Annotated in this window: 17 protein-coding genes and 2 pseudogenes; 9 read left to right on the forward strand and 10 right to left on the reverse strand. The window is 69.5% G+C overall.

The genetic code is table 11. The features are described from left to right. Nucleotides 1-4 precede the first annotated feature (4 nt). The 3 genes from EDC82_RS13385 to EDC82_RS13395 are packed head-to-tail and all read right to left on the reverse strand — an operon-like array spanning nucleotide 5 to nucleotide 2,680. Nucleotides 5-745, reverse strand: a complete 741-nt coding sequence (locus tag EDC82_RS13385; RefSeq protein ID WP_006945175.1) for an ABC transporter permease — start codon at nucleotides 743-745, stop codon at nucleotides 5-7. After that, nucleotides 742-2,046 carry an ABC transporter ATP-binding protein gene (locus EDC82_RS13390; protein ID WP_115296844.1) on the reverse strand — a complete coding sequence of 435 codons (1,305 nt, stop codon included), beginning with the start codon at nucleotides 2,044-2,046 and terminating at the stop codon, nucleotides 742-744. Before EDC82_RS13390 ends, EDC82_RS13385 begins: the two co-directional genes overlap by 4 nt. Next, complete coding sequence (locus tag EDC82_RS13395) at nucleotides 2,039-2,680, reverse strand: ABC transporter permease (protein WP_038569784.1); 642 nt, start codon at nucleotides 2,678-2,680, stop codon at nucleotides 2,039-2,041. The genes EDC82_RS13390 and EDC82_RS13395 overlap by 8 nt, the downstream gene beginning before the upstream one ends. Nucleotides 2,681-3,090: 410 nt before the next feature. Between EDC82_RS13395 and EDC82_RS13400 the strand changes: the two genes are divergently transcribed. After that, nucleotides 3,091-3,633, forward strand: coding sequence for a GNAT family N-acetyltransferase (locus EDC82_RS13400; RefSeq protein ID WP_006945007.1), 543 nt, complete (start codon nucleotides 3,091-3,093; stop codon nucleotides 3,631-3,633). Between the two features lie 84 nt (nucleotides 3,634-3,717). Here the strand turns inward: EDC82_RS13400 and EDC82_RS13405 are convergent, their stop codons facing one another. From EDC82_RS13405 to EDC82_RS13415, 3 genes are all read right to left on the reverse strand, one after another. Next, nucleotides 3,718-4,569 carry a PIG-L deacetylase family protein gene (locus tag EDC82_RS13405; protein WP_115296842.1) on the reverse strand — a complete coding sequence of 284 codons (852 nt, stop codon included), beginning with the start codon at nucleotides 4,567-4,569 and terminating at the stop codon, nucleotides 3,718-3,720. Nucleotides 4,570-4,814: 245 nt separating this feature from the next. Next, a complete protein-coding gene (locus EDC82_RS13410; RefSeq protein ID WP_006945042.1) occupies nucleotides 4,815-5,384 on the reverse strand; it encodes an HdeD family acid-resistance protein in 570 nt (189 codons plus the stop codon). 155 nt (nucleotides 5,385-5,539) lie between these two features. Continuing rightward, nucleotides 5,540-8,239: an excinuclease ABC subunit UvrA gene (locus EDC82_RS13415; protein ID WP_131941838.1), complete on the reverse strand. Its 2,700-nt coding sequence runs from the start codon at nucleotides 8,237-8,239 to the stop codon at nucleotides 5,540-5,542. Between the two features lie 204 nt (nucleotides 8,240-8,443). On the opposite strand from EDC82_RS13415, the pseudogene EDC82_RS15070 reads away from it, so the two are divergent. Then, nucleotides 8,444-8,644: pseudogene (locus EDC82_RS15070) on the forward strand (hypothetical protein); the annotation flags it as partial. A gap of 626 nt (nucleotides 8,645-9,270) precedes the next feature. Here EDC82_RS15070 and EDC82_RS13425 read toward each other — a convergent pair. Next, on the reverse strand, nucleotides 9,271-9,534 hold the full coding sequence (locus EDC82_RS13425; protein ID WP_131941840.1) for a hypothetical protein: 264 nt from the start codon (nucleotides 9,532-9,534) through the stop codon (nucleotides 9,271-9,273). 385 nt (nucleotides 9,535-9,919) lie between these two features. Between EDC82_RS13425 and EDC82_RS13430 the strand changes: the two genes are divergently transcribed. From EDC82_RS13430 to EDC82_RS13445, 4 genes are all read left to right on the forward strand, one after another. After that, nucleotides 9,920-10,333: a DUF3592 domain-containing protein gene (locus EDC82_RS13430; RefSeq protein WP_062256775.1), complete on the forward strand. Its 414-nt coding sequence runs from the start codon at nucleotides 9,920-9,922 to the stop codon at nucleotides 10,331-10,333. Beyond that, a complete protein-coding gene (locus EDC82_RS13435; protein ID WP_074040473.1) occupies nucleotides 10,333-10,917 on the forward strand; it encodes an MFS transporter in 585 nt (194 codons plus the stop codon). Before EDC82_RS13430 ends, EDC82_RS13435 begins: the two co-directional genes overlap by 1 nt. A gap of 172 nt (nucleotides 10,918-11,089) precedes the next feature. Further along, nucleotides 11,090-11,350, forward strand: a complete 261-nt coding sequence (locus EDC82_RS13440) for a hypothetical protein (RefSeq protein WP_038569802.1) — start codon at nucleotides 11,090-11,092, stop codon at nucleotides 11,348-11,350. A gap of 45 nt (nucleotides 11,351-11,395) precedes the next feature. After that, nucleotides 11,396-12,448 (forward strand): nitronate monooxygenase family protein, encoded by a 1,053-nt coding sequence (locus EDC82_RS13445; RefSeq protein WP_074040474.1) that lies wholly within the window; start codon nucleotides 11,396-11,398, stop codon nucleotides 12,446-12,448. Between the two features lie 7 nt (nucleotides 12,449-12,455). Here EDC82_RS13445 and EDC82_RS15185 read toward each other — a convergent pair. Beyond that, a pseudogene (locus EDC82_RS15185) lies at nucleotides 12,456-12,839 on the reverse strand (maltose acetyltransferase domain-containing protein). 310 nt (nucleotides 12,840-13,149) lie between these two features. Between EDC82_RS15185 and EDC82_RS13455 the strand changes: the two are divergent. After that, nucleotides 13,150-13,383 carry a hypothetical protein gene (locus EDC82_RS13455; RefSeq protein WP_143181244.1) on the forward strand — a complete coding sequence of 78 codons (234 nt, stop codon included), beginning with the start codon at nucleotides 13,150-13,152 and terminating at the stop codon, nucleotides 13,381-13,383. 173 nt (nucleotides 13,384-13,556) lie between these two features. Here EDC82_RS13455 and EDC82_RS13460 read toward each other — a convergent pair whose 3' ends face one another. Both EDC82_RS13460 and EDC82_RS13465 read right to left on the reverse strand, forming a co-directional pair. Beyond that, entirely contained in the window at nucleotides 13,557-14,747 is a 1,191-nt protein-coding gene (locus tag EDC82_RS13460) for a copper resistance D family protein (protein ID WP_062256061.1), read from the reverse strand. A 146-nt stretch (nucleotides 14,748-14,893) separates the two neighbouring features. Next, on the reverse strand, nucleotides 14,894-15,760 hold the full coding sequence (locus EDC82_RS13465) for an ArgP/LysG family DNA-binding transcriptional regulator (RefSeq protein WP_062256063.1): 867 nt from the start codon (nucleotides 15,758-15,760) through the stop codon (nucleotides 14,894-14,896). Nucleotides 15,761-15,844: 84 nt separating this feature from the next. On the opposite strand from EDC82_RS13465, the gene EDC82_RS13470 reads away from it, so the two are divergent. Both EDC82_RS13470 and EDC82_RS13475 read left to right on the forward strand, forming a co-directional pair. After that, entirely contained in the window at nucleotides 15,845-16,447 is a 603-nt protein-coding gene (locus EDC82_RS13470) for a LysE/ArgO family amino acid transporter (RefSeq protein WP_062256065.1), read from the forward strand. Nucleotides 16,448-16,567: 120 nt separating this feature from the next. Then, complete coding sequence (locus EDC82_RS13475; RefSeq protein WP_131941842.1) at nucleotides 16,568-17,182, forward strand: hypothetical protein; 615 nt, start codon at nucleotides 16,568-16,570, stop codon at nucleotides 17,180-17,182. Nucleotides 17,183-17,257: the final 75 nt, after the last annotated feature.

Consider the following 17,257-nt stretch of genomic DNA (forward strand, 5'->3'; position numbering starts at 1 on the left):
CCGATCACATTCCCTTCGGCGTGAGCAGGGCTTCGAGCAGGCGCCCGGCCCATTCGAACGCGAGGGCGAGCAGCGCGATGAGGATGCCGCCGCTGACGAGCACGGGGTAGCGGAACAGCTTGATGCCGGTCGTGATGAGCTCGCCCAGGCCACCGGCGTTGATGAAGGCCGCGAACGAGGCCGTGCCCGCGACGAGCACGAGCGCGGTGCGCACGCCGGCCATGATGATGGGCGCAGCCAGGGGCATCTCGATGCGCAGGAGCGTCGCCATCTGGCTCATGCCCATGCCGCGTGCGGCTTCGACGAGCGTCTGGTCGACCTGCTGCAACCCCACCATGGTGTTGCGCAGCACCGGCAGGAACGCGTAGATCGCGAGCGCCAGCACCGCCGTCCAGAAGTCGAACGCGATCCACATCGCGAGCAGCACGATGAGGCCGATGACGGGCGTCGCCTGTCCCGCGTTCGCGATGGCGATGACGGGGCCGGAGAATCGCCGGAATCTCGGACGCGTCAGCAGCACTCCCAGCGGGATGGCGGTGACGAGCACCGCGACGGCAGCGGCCGCCGTCACCTTGAGGTGTTGCCAGAACAGGGTGCCGAGCAGGCTCCACTCGAGCTGGCGGGCCTCGATGTCGTCGAGGTCGGCGTTGAGGCGCCAGATCACCCAGCCACCGCCGACGAGCAGGATGAGGATGGGCAGGCCGACGATCATGCCGAACCGCTCACGCCCCAGGCGCTTCCTCATCGCTGCTCCCCCTCGTCGGCCTGAGCGTCGAAGTCCGTGGTCGAGGAGGTGTTGGCGACGACCGTCGAGCTCGCGTGAGCCTCTCCGTCGACGCGTTCGCTGAGTGCGGCCGCCTGCTCCTGCACCTGACGGATGTGCTCCATCACCTGCTGGAACGACGCGACGCCGCGGTACTCGCCGCGCCCGCCGGTGACGACGACGGCGCCGTGGCTCGAGGTGAGCATCGCGTCGAGGGCGTCGTTGAGGGTGGCACGCGAGTCGACGGTGATGAGGTTGACCCCACGGTTCTCGACCCGGGTGCCGCGCATCCGCTCGACGTTGATGAAGTCGACCGGGCGTCCGCGTTCGTCGAGCACGACGACGTTGGGGGAACCGCCACGCTGGGCGGCCTCGCGCGCCTCGGACGCGTCGGCTCCGACGGTGACGGTACCCAGCTGCGTCGCGCCGATCTCGTCGAGGCGTGTCAGCTGCAGCGACTTCAGCGCCGAACCCGAGCCGACGAAGTCCTCGACGAACTCGTTGGCCGGCGCCGCGAGGATGTTCTCGGGGGTGTCGTACTGCTCGATCCGCCCGCCCTCGGAGAGGATGAGGATGCGGTCGCCCAGCTTCAGTGCCTCGTCGATGTCGTGCGTGACGCAGATGATCGTCTTGCTCAGCTGGCGCTGGATGCTGAGCATCTCGTCCTGCAACCGCTGCCGGGTGATCGGGTCGACGGCGCCGAACGGCTCGTCCATGAGGATGACGGGTGGGTCGGCCGCCAGGCCACGGGCCACGCCGACGCGCTGCTGCTGCCCGCCCGACAGCTCGCGGGGGTAGCGGTCGCGGTAGCGCGCAGGGTCGAGACCGACCATGTCGAGCAGTTCGTCCGTGCGCGCGGCGATGCGCTTCTTGTCCCACTTGAGCAGCCCCGGCACGACGCCCACGTTGTCGGCGACGGTGAGGTGCGGGAACAGCGAGCCACCCTGGATGACGTAGCCGATCTTGCGGCGCAGGTCGTCGACCTTGTGGTTCTTGACGTCGTCACCGTCGATCGTGATGCGACCACTCGTCGGGTTGATGAGCCGGTTGATCATCTTGAGCGACGTCGTCTTGCCGCAGCCGGAGGGGCCGACGAACATGACCATCTCGCCGGCGGGGACGGTAAGGCTGAGGCCGCCGACGGCCGCCTTCGCCTGGCCCGGGTACTTCTTGACGACGTCGTCGAAGACGATCTCGGCGCCCGTGACGTCATGGCTGGCGGGCTGCTCGTTGACGGTCTCGGTGACGGGAGCGTCGTGGTCGGTGCGGAACAGATCAGGCACGGATACCCCTGGGAATCGTCAGTCGGCCGATGCCGACGAGAATGAGGTCGAGCACGAGGGCGAGGATGACGATGCCGATCGTGCCGACGAGGGCGAAGTTGATGGCGTTGACGCCACCGTTCTGAGACAGGCCGGTGAAGATGTAGCCGCCGAGACCTGGGCCGAGGGCGTAGGCGGCGATGGCCGCGACGCCGAACGACATCTGCGTCGAGGTGCGCACCCCCGCGAGGATGACGGGCCACGCGAGTGGCAGACGCACCTTGAGCAGCGTCGCCACCTTGCTCATGCCCATGCCGCGCGCGGACTCGAGCAGGTTCGCGTCGACAGCCTGCAGACCGACGACGGCGTTGCGCAGGATCGGTAGGACGGCGTAGAAGGTGACGGCGATGACCGACGGCACCGCACCGATGCCGACGAGCGGCAGCAGGATGCCGAGCAGCGCGAACGACGGCAACGTCAGGCCGATCGCCGAGAAGATGTTCGCGAAGCTCTCGAGCTTCTTGTTGCGGATGACGATGACGGCCAGGACGAGCGCGATGATCGTCGCGAGCAGCACGGATTGCACGACGAGCGACGTGTGCTGGTAGCTGCGGTAGGCGATGTCCTCCCACCGGTCGGCGATGAAATCCCACACAGGCCTCACCCTCCCTTCCTTGACGGTGACGCAGGGCGTCCTCGGCCGCCGTCATGGGCTGGAGAAGCCACGCCCAGGCGGGCTGGATCGCCCGGATCACGCGGGCTGCAGTTCGCTTCAGCCTATGGGTTACCTCGGAAACACGAGCCGTTCGACGGCGTTGTCAGGGTTGGACCGCGCCTCTTGACGCCGCCTCGACGCGTCGCCGTCCCGTGTGCTGACGGCGAATGCGGCGCGCAGGTAACGAATAGCTCACGATGCGCTGAATACGGCGAATCACCGTGCCGCCGGCGCGATCGGGCGGCGACACGGCTGTGCCTCGGCGCTGACCGATCGCTGCCTCTTCGACCCGATCCGGCGGTAGCGGCTTCGCGTTGACGGGTCCACGCCGCGTCACGAGACTGGGCGTCATGACTGTTCTCCCTGCCGGTGCCCTTCCGTGGCAGACCTACCGTGACGTGCGGCTGCGGGCATTGTCGACGAACCCAGAGGCTTTCGGGTCGACGTTCGCCCGTGAGAGCGAGTTCACCGAGCAGGTCTGGGCCGAGCGCGCGATGAGCCCCGGCACGTACCTGTGGATGCCGGACGCAGGTGAGCCGGAGGCGTCGAGTCAGGTCGCGCCGCGCGCCGACGGGCTGATCGGCCTACGACCGGGCCAGGTGTACTTCGACGACCCGGCCGTCGTCGGCGCACTGGGGTACGAGGCACTCGAGATCGCGTTCCTCGTGCAGATGTGGGTGGAGCCGGCGCGCCGCGGCACCGGCGTGTTCGACGCGCTCGTCGACGCCGTCATCAGCGATGCGCGCCAGCAAGGGCTGCGCGCCATCGGGCTGCACGCCTACCGCGCCAACGAGCGCGCGGCTGCCGCGTACCGGCGTCGCGGGTTCCGGCTCGTCGAGAACCCGACAGCCGAGTGCCCGGCCGACGAGGCCGAGTACCTGCTCCCTCTATGACCCGCTGGAATCCTCCGGCCCCCAGCGGCCGCGCCCGTCCCATCCGCGATTCTTGGTTACTTCTGCGATGCAGGGAGCGGGGGCTCAGAAGAACCAGCCCTCCGGCAGCGGCTCGCCGTCGGGGCGCGCGCCGTGGGCGTGGCCGTCGAGCGACGGGATGCCTGACGCCTCCATCGCCGCGACGTCAACGTAGTGCTCCCGCCCGAACGCGAGCGGGAAGACCTCGTCAGGCATCTCGAGGATGCCGCGCGCGTCCGACTGCGAGGCGTGCGCTGCGAGCGCCGCGCGCTTGTTCTCGAGCCAGGGCGTGACGTCGACGTAGAACGAGATCTCGCGCTCGGGCAGGCCGAGCGGGTTGCCGTCGTCCATGGGCTGATCGGGGTTGAACCCCTCCCCCTCGGGGTAGACGCCCGCCTCGACGGCCTTGCGATACATGACGCGCATGCGATCGCGGTTCATCGTCGATTCGAAAAGCCTCGGCGTCTCGCGCGTCAGCTCGAGCGCCCGGTGCATCACCGGGTGCACCTTGACGTGGTCGGGGTGGCCGTACCCGCCATGCCAGTCGTAACCGACGACGACGTCGGGGGCCTCTTCGTCGAGGATGTCGGCGAGCCGCTGGCCCGCTTCGGTGAGGTCGGCGCCGTGGAACGCCTTCTCGCCGGCGTTCTGCTCCCACCCCGTCATGCCGGAGTCGGCGTAGTCGAGCCACGCGACGCGCGCCGTGCCGAGCACCTGCGCCGACCCGGCGGCCTCGGTGCGTCGTCGATCGACGACGCTCTCGCCGGGCGCGAGGTCGTCGGGGGCATCCCCGTGATCACCGTTGGTCGCATACACGACGACGACACGATGTCCCTCGGAAACGGCTCGCGCCATCGCCCCCGAGGTCTGGCTCGCTTCGTCATCAGGGTGGGCGTGGAAGAAGAGAATCGTCGACACGCCCCATAGTTTCCGCCATCCGGCGGCATCAACCGCAATCGTGACCGGCGCGCGAGGACGATCTGTGGCCGCGGCGACCCGCGATCCCGGCCTGCGTGCACTCCACGAGTCGGCGCTGCGACGATCGAGGGCGTGCCTACCGGGCGGCCGTCTGCGTCACGTGACCAGCCACCGCACCCGCCGGGAACACGCCGGAGCCCCCCGGCTCGTGCGCCGGGGGGCTCTCGCGTCGAGGACGAGGCTCGTCAGAGGGAGCGTGCGCGGCGACGCAGCTGCATCGCGCGGATGATCTCGACGATGCCGGTGACGAGCAGGAACACACCCGCGATCCAGACGAGGGTCGCCATGGACGAGATGGGCGAGGCGACGAGCACGATGCCCGCGAGAATGCCGATGACGCTGGAGACGATGACCCACCCGCGGCCCTGGCCCTTCGTCGAAAGGCCGCGGGCGAGCATCGTCATCGAGTTCATGATCCAGCCGATGCCGATCCACAGCCCGAGCAGAGTGACGGAGTGCGTCTCGCTGCGGAAGCAGAGCAGACCGAGCACGACCGACAACGCGGACACGAGCAAGGATGCAGCGCGCACGAACCCCGGCATCGGCACCGCCAACCCGACGAACAGCCCCATGAGGCCGCTCAGCAGCAGAAAGATGCCGAACAGCACACCGATGACGACGGTGGTCGGCCCCGGCCAGATCAGGGCGATCAGACCGACGATGATGCTCACAGCGCCGACGCCAGCGATCGCCTTCCACGCGTGCGAGGCGAGACGATGCAGCGGTGTCTCGACGATGGTGCCTTCGAGGCTCATAGTAACTCCTTCGCGACGGGTGGGTCACGAGAAAGCGCTCGGTGTGTGCCTCCCGCCCCACATCCCGATTGTCCCACAAGCTCATGGGCGAACCCTGGAAGCAGGACATGCCCTACAGACTCACCCGGCCCAGGCCATAGCTCGCGGCCGAGCTGTCACTGCAGGACTTTCTCGATCACCTCACGCAAGTAGGGCGCCGTCGCGCTGTTGTCGTCTGCCGCGACGTCGGCCGGCGACCCCGCGACGACGACGCGGCCGCCGTCCTTGCCCGCGCCCGGCCCCAGATCGATGACGTGGTCGGCCTGCGCGACCATGCGCATGTCGAGCTCGGCCATGACGACGGTGTTGCCCGCGTCGGTGAGGCCCTGCAGGTGGCGCATGAGGCGGTCGCTGTCAGCCGGGTGCAGGCCGGCCGTCGGCTCGTCGAGGACGTAGAGCGTGTCTCCGCGCGAGGCGCGCTGCAGTTCGGAGGCTAGCTTGACGCGCTGCGCCTCACCACCGGACAGCTCGGTGGCGGGCTGCCCCAGCCGCAGGTAGCCGAGGCCGACGTCGCGCAGCACCGCGAGGCTGTGATGGATCGAGTCTTCACCGTCGAAGAACGCGTGCGCCTCGTCGACGCTCATCGCGAGCACGTCGGCGACGGAGCGTTCGTGCCACGTCACCTCGAGCGTGCTCGCCTCGTACCGCGTGCCGTGGCAGTCGGGGCACGGCGTGTAGATGCTCGGCAGGAACAGCAGCTCGACCATGACGCTGCCCTCCCCCTCGCACGTCGGGCAACGACCGCCGGGCACGTTGAACGAGAATCGACCCGCCGTGTAGCCGCGGCGCTTCGCCTCGTCGGTCGCCGCGTAGAGCTTGCGGACGTGGTCGAACAGGCCCGTGTAGGTGGCCACGTTCGAGCGCGGCGTGCGCCCGATCGGTTTCTGGTCGATGACGACGACGCGGCGCACGCCCGGGGGCGCCTCGGTGACGCGTCCGCGAATGTCATCGACGTCGTCGCCGAGCAGCAGATCGGTCTCGGGGTCACCCGTCAGCTCGGGTTCGGGAGCGCCGCCGCTGCCGAGGTGCTCGCGCAGCAGCGCAGGCACCGCCTGGCTGACGAGGCTCGACTTGCCCGAGCCGGAGATACCCGTGACAGCGCTCAGGCATCCGACGGGGAAGCTGACGTCGAGGCCCTGCAGGTTGTTGCGCGTCACGTCCGCGAACGCCAGCCAGCCTTGCGGCTCGCGGGGCGAGCGCCGCGAAGAGGCGCCGGGGGCGTCGTCGTCGCGGGGAAACAGGTAGCGGCGGGTCTCGGACTCGGCGACGTCAGCGAGCCCGGACGGCGTGCCGCTGTAGAGCACTCGGCCGCCCTGCTCCCCGGCTCCGGGGCCGATGTCGACGAGCCAGTCGGCTTCGTGGATGACGGTGAGCGAGTGCTCGACGACGAACACGCTGTTGCCGCGCTCCTTCAGCCCGTGCAGGATGCCGATGAGCGCGTCGAGGTCGCGCGGGTGCAGCCCGGCAGACGGCTCGTCCAGCACGTAGACGACACCGAACAGCTTCGACGACAGCTGCGTTGCGAGGCGCAGGCGCTGACGTTCGCCGCCGGAGAGCGTCGGCGTCGTGCGATCGAGCGAGAGGTAGCCCAGGCCGAGGTCGATCATCGGTTGCAGGCGCGTGACGAGGTCGGCTGCGAGACGTTGCGCTGCCGCGCGCTTCTCGACCGAAAGATTTGGCGTGCGCCGCACGTCGGGCGCGGCATCGTGCGATGCTCCGCCACCTGCCACGCGAGCCTGCGTCGACGCTTCCCGAGCTTCGGCGTCGTGCACGTGATCGTCCTGGTGCGCGGCCTCGGCCGGGCTCCAGTCGTCAGCGGTGACGGCGCGCGCGATCTCGGCGAGGCGCTCGAGCGGCAGGTGCGAGAAGGCGGCGATGTCGAGCCCCTCGAACGTCACGGACAGCGCTTCGGGCTTGATCTTGGCGCCGTGGCAGGTGCCGCACAGCTCGCTCGTCAGGTAGCGCGAGGCGCGCTTCTTCGTCGTGGCGCTCTTGGCGTTGGCGAAGGTGTCGAGCACGTAGCGTCGCGCTCCGATGAAGGTGCCCTGATAGCTCGGCTCCATGCCCTGCTTCTGCGCACGCCTCGTCTGCTTCGGCGTCAGGCCCGCGTACACGCCGACGCTGGGGCGCTCCTCGGTGAACAGGATCCAGTCGCGATCCTTCTTCGGCAGGTCCTTCCAGGGCGTGTCGACGTCGTAGCCGAGCGCGACGAGGATGTCGCGCTGGTTCTGCCCCGCCCACGCGACGGGCCAGGACGCGACGGCGCGCTCGCGGATCGTCAGCGACGGATCCGGCACCATGCTCTTCTCGGTGACCTCGTAGACACGGCCGATGCCGTGGCACGTCGGGCAGGCCCCTTGGACGGTGTTCGACGAGAAATCCTCGGCGTAGAGCATCGCCTGCCCCGGCGGATACCACCCGGCGCGCGAGTAGAGCATGCGCACAAGGCTCGACAATGTCGTCACCGTCGCGACATCGGAGCGCGCGCCGCCCCCACCGCGCTGTTGCTGCAGTGCGACGGCCGGCGGCAGGCCTTCGACGACGTCGACGTCCGGCATGCCCGCCTGATCGATGAGGCGCCGCGCGTACGGCGCGACGGATTCGAGGTAGCGCCGCTGCGACTCGGCGAACAACGTGCCGAACGCCAGCGACGACTTGCCCGAACCGGACACACCGGTGAACACGACGATCGAATCGCGCGGCAGGTCGAGCGCCACGTCCTTGAGGTTGTTCTGCCGCGCGCCGCGGACGACGACGCCGTCACGCCACGCGCTCGGCTCCGCCTGATCGAGTGTTGATGCCTGCTCCTCATTCACGCCTGCGACGTTACCCGCCGGCGGCGACAACCCCGGAGTTCCGCGGAATCTCGAGACGCCGACACCCGGTTGTCGGAGGTCGGTGCCAGACTGCGAGCTTGACCGACATCACACCCTGCATCTGGCTCGACGACACGGCGGAACCGGCCGCCGAGCTCTAGCTCTCCTTGTTCCCGAACTCGCGGCGCGTCGACACCGTCCGCCATCCCGACGACCCGAAAACCCTGGGCCCAACGCCTCTCGCGCCGGGCGGGTGATGCTCGAGCAGGTCGAGCTCGACGTCCATCCGTTCACCCTGCTCAACGGCGGCCCGGTCTTTCCACAGACGGAGGCCTCAGCTTCCAGGTTTCCTGCGCCGGACAGGACGAGGTTGATCACTACTGGAACGGCCTGGCGGCAAACGGTGGCTCCGAGAGCCCGTGCGGCTGGTGCAAGGATCCGTTCGGCGTCAGTTGGCAGATCATTCCGCGCCGTTTCACCGAGTTGATGCAGACGCCCGACCCCGACGTCGTCGCACGCGTCTCTCAGGCGATGTTCTCGATGACGAAAATGGTCGTCGCCGACCTCGAAACGGCGGCCGCCGGCTGAGCGGGGCAGGCACGACGAAGGCCCCCACCGCGGTGAGGGCCTTCGCTCGAGAGGCTTGGATCCCCCGACCGCCTGGTGCTCTGGGGTCATCAGGTTGCCGGGGGCTTCACCCATTGTTACCCAGGACTTAACCTCGCAACAGTCTTGGGGGCGAAATTTCTGCGAAATGTGAGCGGTGAGACACCGGCCAGGGCCGTGGGGAGGGGGAGGTGGCCCTAGCCGGTGTCGTGGGCGAGCGGTCGTCCATCCGCTCGCGATTCGCGCCGACGACGAGGAGATGGACGTCGATCGGTCACGAGGTTCCTGCGATCCGGCGTGGTGGCGCCCCGGTGCGCGCCGAACACCACGAACGTCGCGCGGCGTGTGGGGCGCTCATCTCGGCGTCACGATCTGCGTGACTCACCGGTGCAGGAGGTCTGTGGGGTCGGCGGGGTCGGGCCCCGTCAGGAGGCGACGATCTTGCCGTTGCGGATGACGTAGGCGGCGCGGCGGTCGAGTTCGAGACTCGTCGCGGCGTTCGTCGTCGACGTCACGGTGCTCGCGTGCCGGACGCCCGTCGCGACGCCCGCGGCGGAGGCGTCGGCGGCGCTCAGTGTGCCGATGCCCATGACGGCGGCGGCGGAGCTGACGGCGATGCCGCGTCCGAGCGACTTGAGGGAGCCGAAGATCGAGGTGGACTGTTGGCTGGTGTGCTTCGTGGTGTTCATGACGTTCACTCAACGCCCGGTGTCTATGGGCTTTCTGTGACGCTCTTGTGGCGTACCTACGGGCGTCGCAGACCGCCCGCGACTCAGCCATGGCCTACGACGCGCGCACGATTCGACCACGATCATCGGGCAGGAGATAGGCGTCCCCGCGACTCGGAGGGCGAATCAGGCAGAACGGAGAGCGCAGGCCCATGGCGGCAGAGCAGAGGCGCAGCGTCGCCGGGCGCACGCGGGCCAACCGCCCGGCCTCGTGAACCGTCCAACGCTCAGCCCTGCTCCGGGGAAGCAGTGCGATCGGCCCCGCCGCCTCAGCGCTCGACCCCACGAAGGCCTCCCGAGACAGCCGGCAGCTCTCTACCGTCATGAACCACGTAGGCTCGCCCTCGTGAAGAGCGAATTTGCCACCATCGCCGCCGGCGTCGTCATGCTCGTGTTCGGGCTCGCTCTCGTCGCGGCGCTGGGCAAGGGCATCGCCGGGGCGATTCGTCGTCGCAGCTGGCCCCTCGTCGACGGTCATGTGCGTCTCGGCACCGGCAAGGACGGGCGCGAGAACTCGCTCGCACGCATCCGCTACACCGCGCCCGACGGCAGCCGTCAGCTCCTCGAGACCCCGACGGGTGGCATGAGCACGAACGGCCGCGACGGCCAGACGCTGCCGCTGCTCGTCGACCCGCACGACCCGGCGCACGCCGTGCCGAAGGCGTCGGGCGGCACCCTCGCGACGATGGGGTGCTTCGCCGCGATCAGCCTCTTCTTCGCCGTGTTCGGCGCGTTCGCCATCATCACCGTCCTCACCTGATGACGGGCACGCAGGCGCCCCCTGCCACCTCGCCAACGGACGACCAGCTACGCGCGACGCGCCTGTTCCTGCTCGCCGCAGGCCTGTTCGTGTTCCTCACCGCCGAGATGTACCCCGTCGGCGCGATGCCCGACATGACGCGCGACCTCGGCGAGAGCGACGCCGCCGTCGGACGCCTCGTGACCTGGTACGCGGTCGGTGTCGGCGTCGCCGCCATCCCGCTCGTCATGCTGACGCGACGTATGCCGCGCCGCCGCGTCATCGTCGCGTGCCTGCTCGCCCTGTTCGTCTCGATGGCGATGGCGGCGCTCGCGCCGAGCCTGCTCGTCGTGACGATCGCGCGCTTCATCGGCGCCGCCGCGCATGACGCGATCTTCGCGGTCGTGCCCGTGGCCGCGGCGAGTCTCGCGCGCCGGGGCGCCGAGGCGAAATCAGTCGCGAGCGCCTTTCTCGGCGCGAGTGTCGGCGTCGTCGCGGGGCCGCCGTTCGTCGCCGCCGTCAGCGACCATCTGGGGTGGCGCGTCGCGAGCGGCATCATCGCGGCCCTCGCGCAACAACATCGCCCGGAATCGAGTCGTCCCTGACGCGTTTTCGGGCAAAGAGCTTTGCCATGCACGGCCACGCAGGAGGTCAGGACCAATGGCCCCCTCGGGCGCCCACCGTTCGGAGGCCGAACCCCCTAGGCTTGAGGGTGGCAAGTTTCGCGCGACCGCGCGAAACGACGGGGCGCGCTGCGCCCACACTTCGGGAGATGCGATGCGAGACAACACCGGCCTCGGCCTCGGCTACCGATTCGCCTGGCGCCTCGAGTACATCGGCGTCTCGTGCTTCGGCCCGGCCCAGCACATGCCTGCGACCGACCCGAAGCGACGCCTGCGCCGCGAGCGCGCCGCCCGCGTCATCGCCGCGCACGAGGCGCGCGGCACCGAGGCGCCCGAGTGGGTGCGCCAGATCGTCGAGACCGGCGGGGACGCCCCCGTCAAGCAGCGTCGCGCCGGCAACGCACCGGCGGCCTGAGCTCACCCCGACGAGGTTGTCGGTGCCGGATGCAAGACTGCCGGCATGTTCTCCTTCGAGAGTCTCGAGCTCCCTGTGATCGCCGCGCCGATGGCGGGCGGCCCTTCGACGAGTCGGCTCGTCATCGACTCATCGCGCGCCGGCGGGTGGGGCATGCTCGCCGGCGGCAACAAGAACGTCGACGCGTTGGCCGACGAGGTCCGTGACATTCAGGACGCGGGCGTCGCTGCCGGCGTCAACCTCTTCATCGCGGGGCCGCAGAGCACGGATGCCGCGGCCCTCGCGTCGCTGCGCGCGAAGATGCAGCCCGTGGCCGAGCGTTTCGACGTCGAGCTCGGTGAGCCGACGTGGGACGACGACGACTATGCCGCGAAGGTCGCGTGGCTCGTCGCGCATCCTGTCGACGTCGTGACGTTCACGTTCGGGCTGCCGTCCGACGCCGACGTCACCGCGTTGCATGCGGCGGGTTCCTCGCTGGGGGCCACCGTCACGTGCCTCGACGATGCGCGCACCGCCGTCGCACGGGGGATGGATTTCCTCGTCGTCCAGGGCCCTGACGCTGGCGGTCATCGCAGCACGTTCGACCTGCACGCCGACCCCGACGAGGCACCCCTGCCCGATCTGCTCGAACAGATCCGCGCGGCCGTCGACGTGCCGCTGCTCGCGGCCGGCGGCATCGCGACGCCCGACGACACCGTCGCGGCGCTCGGCATGGGCGCCGTTGCGGTGCAGGCGGGTACGGCGTTCCTGCGCTCGTCGTCGGCAGGTTCGTCGGCGACGCATCGTGCGGCGCTCGCCTCGGACGACTTCACCGATACGGGTCTGACGCGCGCCTTCTCGGGGCGGTTCGCGCGCGGTCTCGTCAACGAGTTCATGTCGATGTTCGACGGCGTCGAGAACGTCGCGCCGTCGGCCTACCCGGAGGTCAACCGGATGCTCGCACCGCTGCGTCGCGCCGCCGCCGAGGCGGGCGACCCGCAGTGGACGCACCTGTGGGCCGGGGCCGGGTGGCGTCGCACGGCGTCCGCGATGCCGGGGCGCATGATCGACGGTGACGCGGGCCGCATCACACGCTGGCTCGCGGGCCGCGAGGGCTGACGCGCCGTCAGATCTCGCGGACGACGCGCGCGGGGTTGCCGACGGCGACGACGTTCGCGGGCAGGTCCTTCGTCACGATCGAGCCGGCACCGACGACGGTGTTCGCGCCGATCGTCACCTCGGCGACGTCGAGGCACACGAAGCCGAAGTTCGCGAACGTGCGCGCCCCGATCGTCGTGCGGTAGCCGTAGTCGACCTGCAGCGGCGGTCGGATCTCGCTGTCGTCCCCGAAGGCTCCGAACAGTTCGCGCAGCAGGGCGCGTCGCTCGTCGTGCGCCGTCGGGTCCATCGTGTTGATGCGATGCGTGAGGAGCTACGCGCGATCCGATTCCGCGGCGAGCTGCGGATCGTCGGCGAGGTACAGGTCGCCGGCCAGCATGCGTTCGCGCATGGAGCGCTCGTCGGGGTGCGAGTTCGTCACGGCCTCGACGCTAGCGGACGGCGGCGCGGAGTAGACCTCGGCTCGGTTGGGGCTCGCGTTCCTCTCGGTAGATCTTCAGGACGGCCGCGGTCGCGGGCCAGGCATTGATCAGGTGCAGATCACCACCGTCATCCCGATAGGCGATGACGGTCAAGACCCGGCCCGCCGACGGGGAGTACCCGATGAACCGGGTAGAACTACTCACGCCACGGGCCCGTCTGAGTGCTGTACTGACGACGGCCGCAGCCGGCGGCCCTCGATGACAGGGGTGACAGGCATCATGACGTTCTTCCGCGCAGGGTTCTTCCGCACAATCGGCGTCAGCGTCGTTCTCGCCGCGGGGCTCACAGCCGTTTCGGCGTGCAATCCGATCGACGAGAAGGTTTGCTCGAGCGGCTCCTACCCCGTCAAGGACAAGGGAGACGGGCCCGGGCAGACGTGCGTCAAAAGCGGCGATCCGATCCCGTCCGGATACACGACCTACGCACCCGGGCAGACGCCGACGACGCCGTGAACTGCGCGGCTCGGCGATCCGTGCCGTGCTGAGACAGCATCCGGGCCGCCCGTGATCGCCACACTCCGTCATCGCGCCTGCGAGCCCCCGTCGCTTGCAGACATGGAACGACCGCACCCGATCAGAGAAGGTGGCAACCTTTGGGTGCGGTCGTTCGGCGTGTGCGGTACGGATCAGCTCGTGGCGGCCACCCCCTCCCCCGTCAGGTCGCGGCGGCCGAGGCCGTCCGACGCCTTCGCCGTGGCGTAGAACGACGCTGCAAGGGTGGCGACGAGCAGCAGACCGGCGCTGAAGAGACGGCCGTCCATGACGGGCCCCTCGATCTCGTGGCCGGCAGCCTGCGCCCGCGCCGAACCGTTGAGGAACGGCACGATCGCGAGGACGCCGATGCCGAGGACGACCTCCGTCAGCACGACGCGCGGAAACGTCACGAGGACGTACGTGAACACGTTGCTGCCGCGCCCCGCCCGCTGCGCGCGGGCGATCTTCGGCATGAGGACGAGCTGGTTGTACGCCCCGGCGGCGACGAGACCGACGACGAGGACGATCTTCGCGAGCAGGAAGCGCCCGAACGGCGTCGTCACGAACTGCTCCCACGCCCCGACCTCGCGGTACGTCAGCCACGCCCCGGAGACGAGCACCATGCCGACGGCAACGAGCGCGAGCACGCCGAACCGCGCCCAGATTCGTGCCCACACGTCACCGGCGCTGACGTCGAGATGGCGTCGCGTGCGAGCCAGCAGCGCGAGCGCGATGAGCCCGCCGACCCAGAGCGAGCCCCCGATGATGTGCGCCTGAATGAGCATCTTGGCGACGACGTCGCCGAACTCGACGGCCTTCGTCGGGATCGACGGCACCAGCGAGGCGGCGACCGTCAGCCCTGCGGCGGCGACGGCGGCGGCGTGCGACCAGCGCGGCATCCGGCCGAACAGCATCGGCAGCAGGACGAGCGCCGCAAGCACGATGCAGACGTTGGCGACGGTCACGAGCGCACCGGTCGAGATCCACTCGCCGGCCTTGGCGGGCTTCGTCAGGTAATCGGCGACGGCCGACGGGCGCAGCGCGTCGGCGTACGCCATCCCCTTGCCGGCCCGCGCGACACGGGCTGCGAGCTGGAACCAGGCGACGACGAGCAGGACGATCGTGCCGACGGCTGCGAGACGCAGCGCACGACGCGTCAGGAGCGCCGCGTCATCGGGGTTCACCGTCGTGTCGCGTCGGACGGCGGGCCGGACGACACTCAGGTACGTCCAGAGGCCGCCGATGGCGCAGGCCAGGCCCATGAAATAGGCGAACTTCGTGAGGATCCGCCACACCGGCGGGATGACATCGGGGAGGGCCGTAGCCGTGACAACCATGCTCATAGTGAGGTGAGCCTAACCTTACTCAGAATGCTGGTGTCGATCTGGCCCACATGAAATGACGAAAATCCGTCCGGCGGTCCGTCATCGCTCCTGCCGCGACATCCCCGAAGCGCACCAGGACGCACGAATGGGGCGCCCGCCAGCGATCACCGCAACCGATGCGCCGCGGACGTCACCTCATCCGTCAGCCGCGCGAGCGCGCGAGTCTCGAGGCGCCAGCACTGCCAGAACAGGGGCACGTCGAGGTCGCCGACGCCCGGCACGCGCATGAGGTGATCGTCCCCGCCCGCGAGCCCCTCCGGCACCATGCCCCACCCGAGGCCGGCCCGCACCGCGGCCGCGAAACCCTCGGCGGACGGGACGACATGCTCGACGCGCGGCTCGAGGCCGACATCGGCGAGGATGCGCCGCTGCAGGTCGTCGCGGTCGTTGAAGCGCAGCGTCGGCAGCTCGGCAAGGCGCCCCGAACAGCGCTCCCACAGGTCGCGACGCACGAGCGGTACGTAGCGCATGACGCCCAGCTCGCTGACCGAACATCCTTGCACCGCAGCAGAACTCGCCGTCACCGCACCCAGGACGGCACCCTCGCGCAGCAGCCGCGCCGAGTGATCCTGATCCTCGACGAAGACCCGCAGCCGCGCGTCACCCCACTCGGCCACCGTGGTGAGCACCTCGACGAACCATGTCGCGAGCGAGTCAGCGTTGACGGCGACCGGCAGGTCGACGACGTCACCCGGCAGCGTCCGGCCCGGCGCCGCCGAACCGAGCGCGCGCTGCAACTCGGCGTCGACGAGAGCCCGCTGCCGCGCTCCGCGCAGCAGGACCTCCCCGACGGCGGTGGCGCGCACGGGCGAGGTGCGCGCGAGGACGACCTGCCCGACTGCCTGTTCGAGCGCCTTGATGCGCTGCGAGATCGCCGACGGCGATACCCGCAGCGCGGCCGACGCCCCGTCGAACGTCCCCTCGTCGACGCAGGCCAGGAGCGCCTCGAGCCACTCGCCACGCAGTTTCATGGGGCCATCCTAGTGAAGCAGCACTGAAGTACCTTCAGTTTCATGAACTGTCCTTCATCCACGCACACCCCTAACGTCACTGCCATGACGCACCTGCTCACCGGTTTCCTCACCGGCCTCGGCCTCATCGTCGCCATCGGATCGCAGAACGCCTTCGTCCTGCGTCAGGGGTTGCTGCGTCACCACGTCGGGCTAGTCGTCGCCATCTGCGCACTCGGCGACATCGTCCTCGAACTCGCCGGCGTGCTCGGCATGGGTGCCGTCGTCTCCGCGCATCCGGACGCGCTGCGCGTCATCAAGTGGCTGGGTGCGGCCTATCTCGTCTGGTTCGGGCTCAACTCGTTCAAGAACGCGCGCCACGCGGGCAGCCTCAGCCCTGCCGACGCGCCCCCGATGAGCCGGCGTGCGGCCGCCGCCACCGTCGCGGGCCTGACGTTCCTCAACCCGCATGTCTATCTCGACACGGTCGTCATGCTCGGTACCGTCGCGAACTCCCATGGCGCGCAAGGGCGCTGGTGGTTCTACGTCGGGTCGATCAGCGCGAGCGTGCTGTGGTTCGTCGCGCTCGGGCTCGGAGCGCGTCTGCTGACGCCCCTCGTCCGCAACGCCCGCACCTGGCAGGTCATCGACACGGTCGTCGGCGTCATGATGTTCGTCTTCGCGGCACTGCTCGTGACGTCGTCCTGACCGCCCCACCGCGCCGCACGAGCGTCCGAAGGCGCCGAAGAATAGCCCTTCGTATCAAGATCCCGGCGCGATGCGAGCACCGGACTAGGTAGAAGCCCGTTCATCTGTCACGCTTGTGCCGTGACTTTCTCTGTGTGGTTCGACGGCGACGAAACCCTGTGGGACAGGCGGGGCTACATGCTCACCGGCCTCCTCGACGAACCCTGCCACGTCGACGACGACACGCGCGCGCCCGAGCTGTTCCCCGACGTCCTGCCCGCCATGGTCGACCTGGCCGAGCGCGGCAGCGTCAACCTCATCGACTACGCACCCATGCCCGCCGGCCATGAGCACGTCCTGCCCCCGTTCGCCGCCCACGTCGACGCGCCCGGAGCACCGTCGGACCTGCCGCCCGAGCTGCACGACACCGAAGCCGACCTCAACTGGCTCGCCACGTTCGAGCGCATCGACGCCGTCATCGCCGAGAGCGGCTCCGCCCCCGACGACGTCGTGCTCATCAGCAACACCGTCGGACCCTTCGCGAAGGCGGCCGAGCGCGGCTGGCTGACGGTGTGGCTCAACCGCGACCGCGTCGCCAACCTCTCGGAGACGATGCCCAGCGCCGAGATCCACTCGCTGCTCGACCTGCCCGAGGCCCTCGACGCCATCGACGAGGCACGCGCCATCATCGCGGGGCTCATGCCGAGCAGCGAGGCGACCCTCGCGACGGCGCTCGACGGCGTCACCCCCGCCTGAGGCGACGGGGCACAAGAACACCACGCGCCAGGGTGTTTCGCTCACAAAAACACCCGTTGACTACAGTTGATGGCC

The organism is Dermacoccus sp. SAI-028 (assembly GCF_004346775.1).
Taxonomy (GTDB): Bacteria; Actinomycetota; Actinomycetes; order Actinomycetales; family Dermatophilaceae; genus Dermacoccus; species Dermacoccus nishinomiyaensis.

What these genes read in the sequence shown, in the direction of transcription:
- EDC82_RS13470 (WP_062256065.1), top strand. Translation starts at nt 15,845, where the DNA reads ATGACGCACCTGCTCACCGGTTTCCTCACCGGCCTCGGCCTCATCGTC.
- EDC82_RS13455 (WP_143181244.1), top strand. Translation starts at nt 13,150, where the DNA reads ATGACGTTCTTCCGCGCAGGGTTCTTCCGCACAATCGGCGTCAGCGTC.
- EDC82_RS13385 (WP_006945175.1), bottom strand. Translation starts at nt 745, where the DNA reads ATGAGGAAGCGCCTGGGGCGTGAGCGGTTCGGCATGATCGTCGGCCTG.
- EDC82_RS13425 (WP_131941840.1), bottom strand. Translation starts at nt 9,534, where the DNA reads ATGAACACCACGAAGCACACCAGCCAACAGTCCACCTCGATCTTCGGC.
- EDC82_RS13410 (WP_006945042.1), bottom strand. Translation starts at nt 5,384, where the DNA reads ATGAGCCTCGAAGGCACCATCGTCGAGACACCGCTGCATCGTCTCGCC.
- EDC82_RS13445 (WP_074040474.1), top strand. Translation starts at nt 11,396, where the DNA reads ATGTTCTCCTTCGAGAGTCTCGAGCTCCCTGTGATCGCCGCGCCGATG.
- EDC82_RS13460 (WP_062256061.1), bottom strand. Translation starts at nt 14,747, where the DNA reads ATGAGCATGGTTGTCACGGCTACGGCCCTCCCCGATGTCATCCCGCCG.
- EDC82_RS13400 (WP_006945007.1), top strand. Translation starts at nt 3,091, where the DNA reads ATGACTGTTCTCCCTGCCGGTGCCCTTCCGTGGCAGACCTACCGTGAC.
- EDC82_RS13435 (WP_074040473.1), top strand. Translation starts at nt 10,333, where the DNA reads ATGACGGGCACGCAGGCGCCCCCTGCCACCTCGCCAACGGACGACCAG.
- EDC82_RS13465 (WP_062256063.1), bottom strand. Translation starts at nt 15,760, where the DNA reads ATGAAACTGCGTGGCGAGTGGCTCGAGGCGCTCCTGGCCTGCGTCGAC.
- EDC82_RS13440 (WP_038569802.1), top strand. Translation starts at nt 11,090, where the DNA reads ATGCGAGACAACACCGGCCTCGGCCTCGGCTACCGATTCGCCTGGCGC.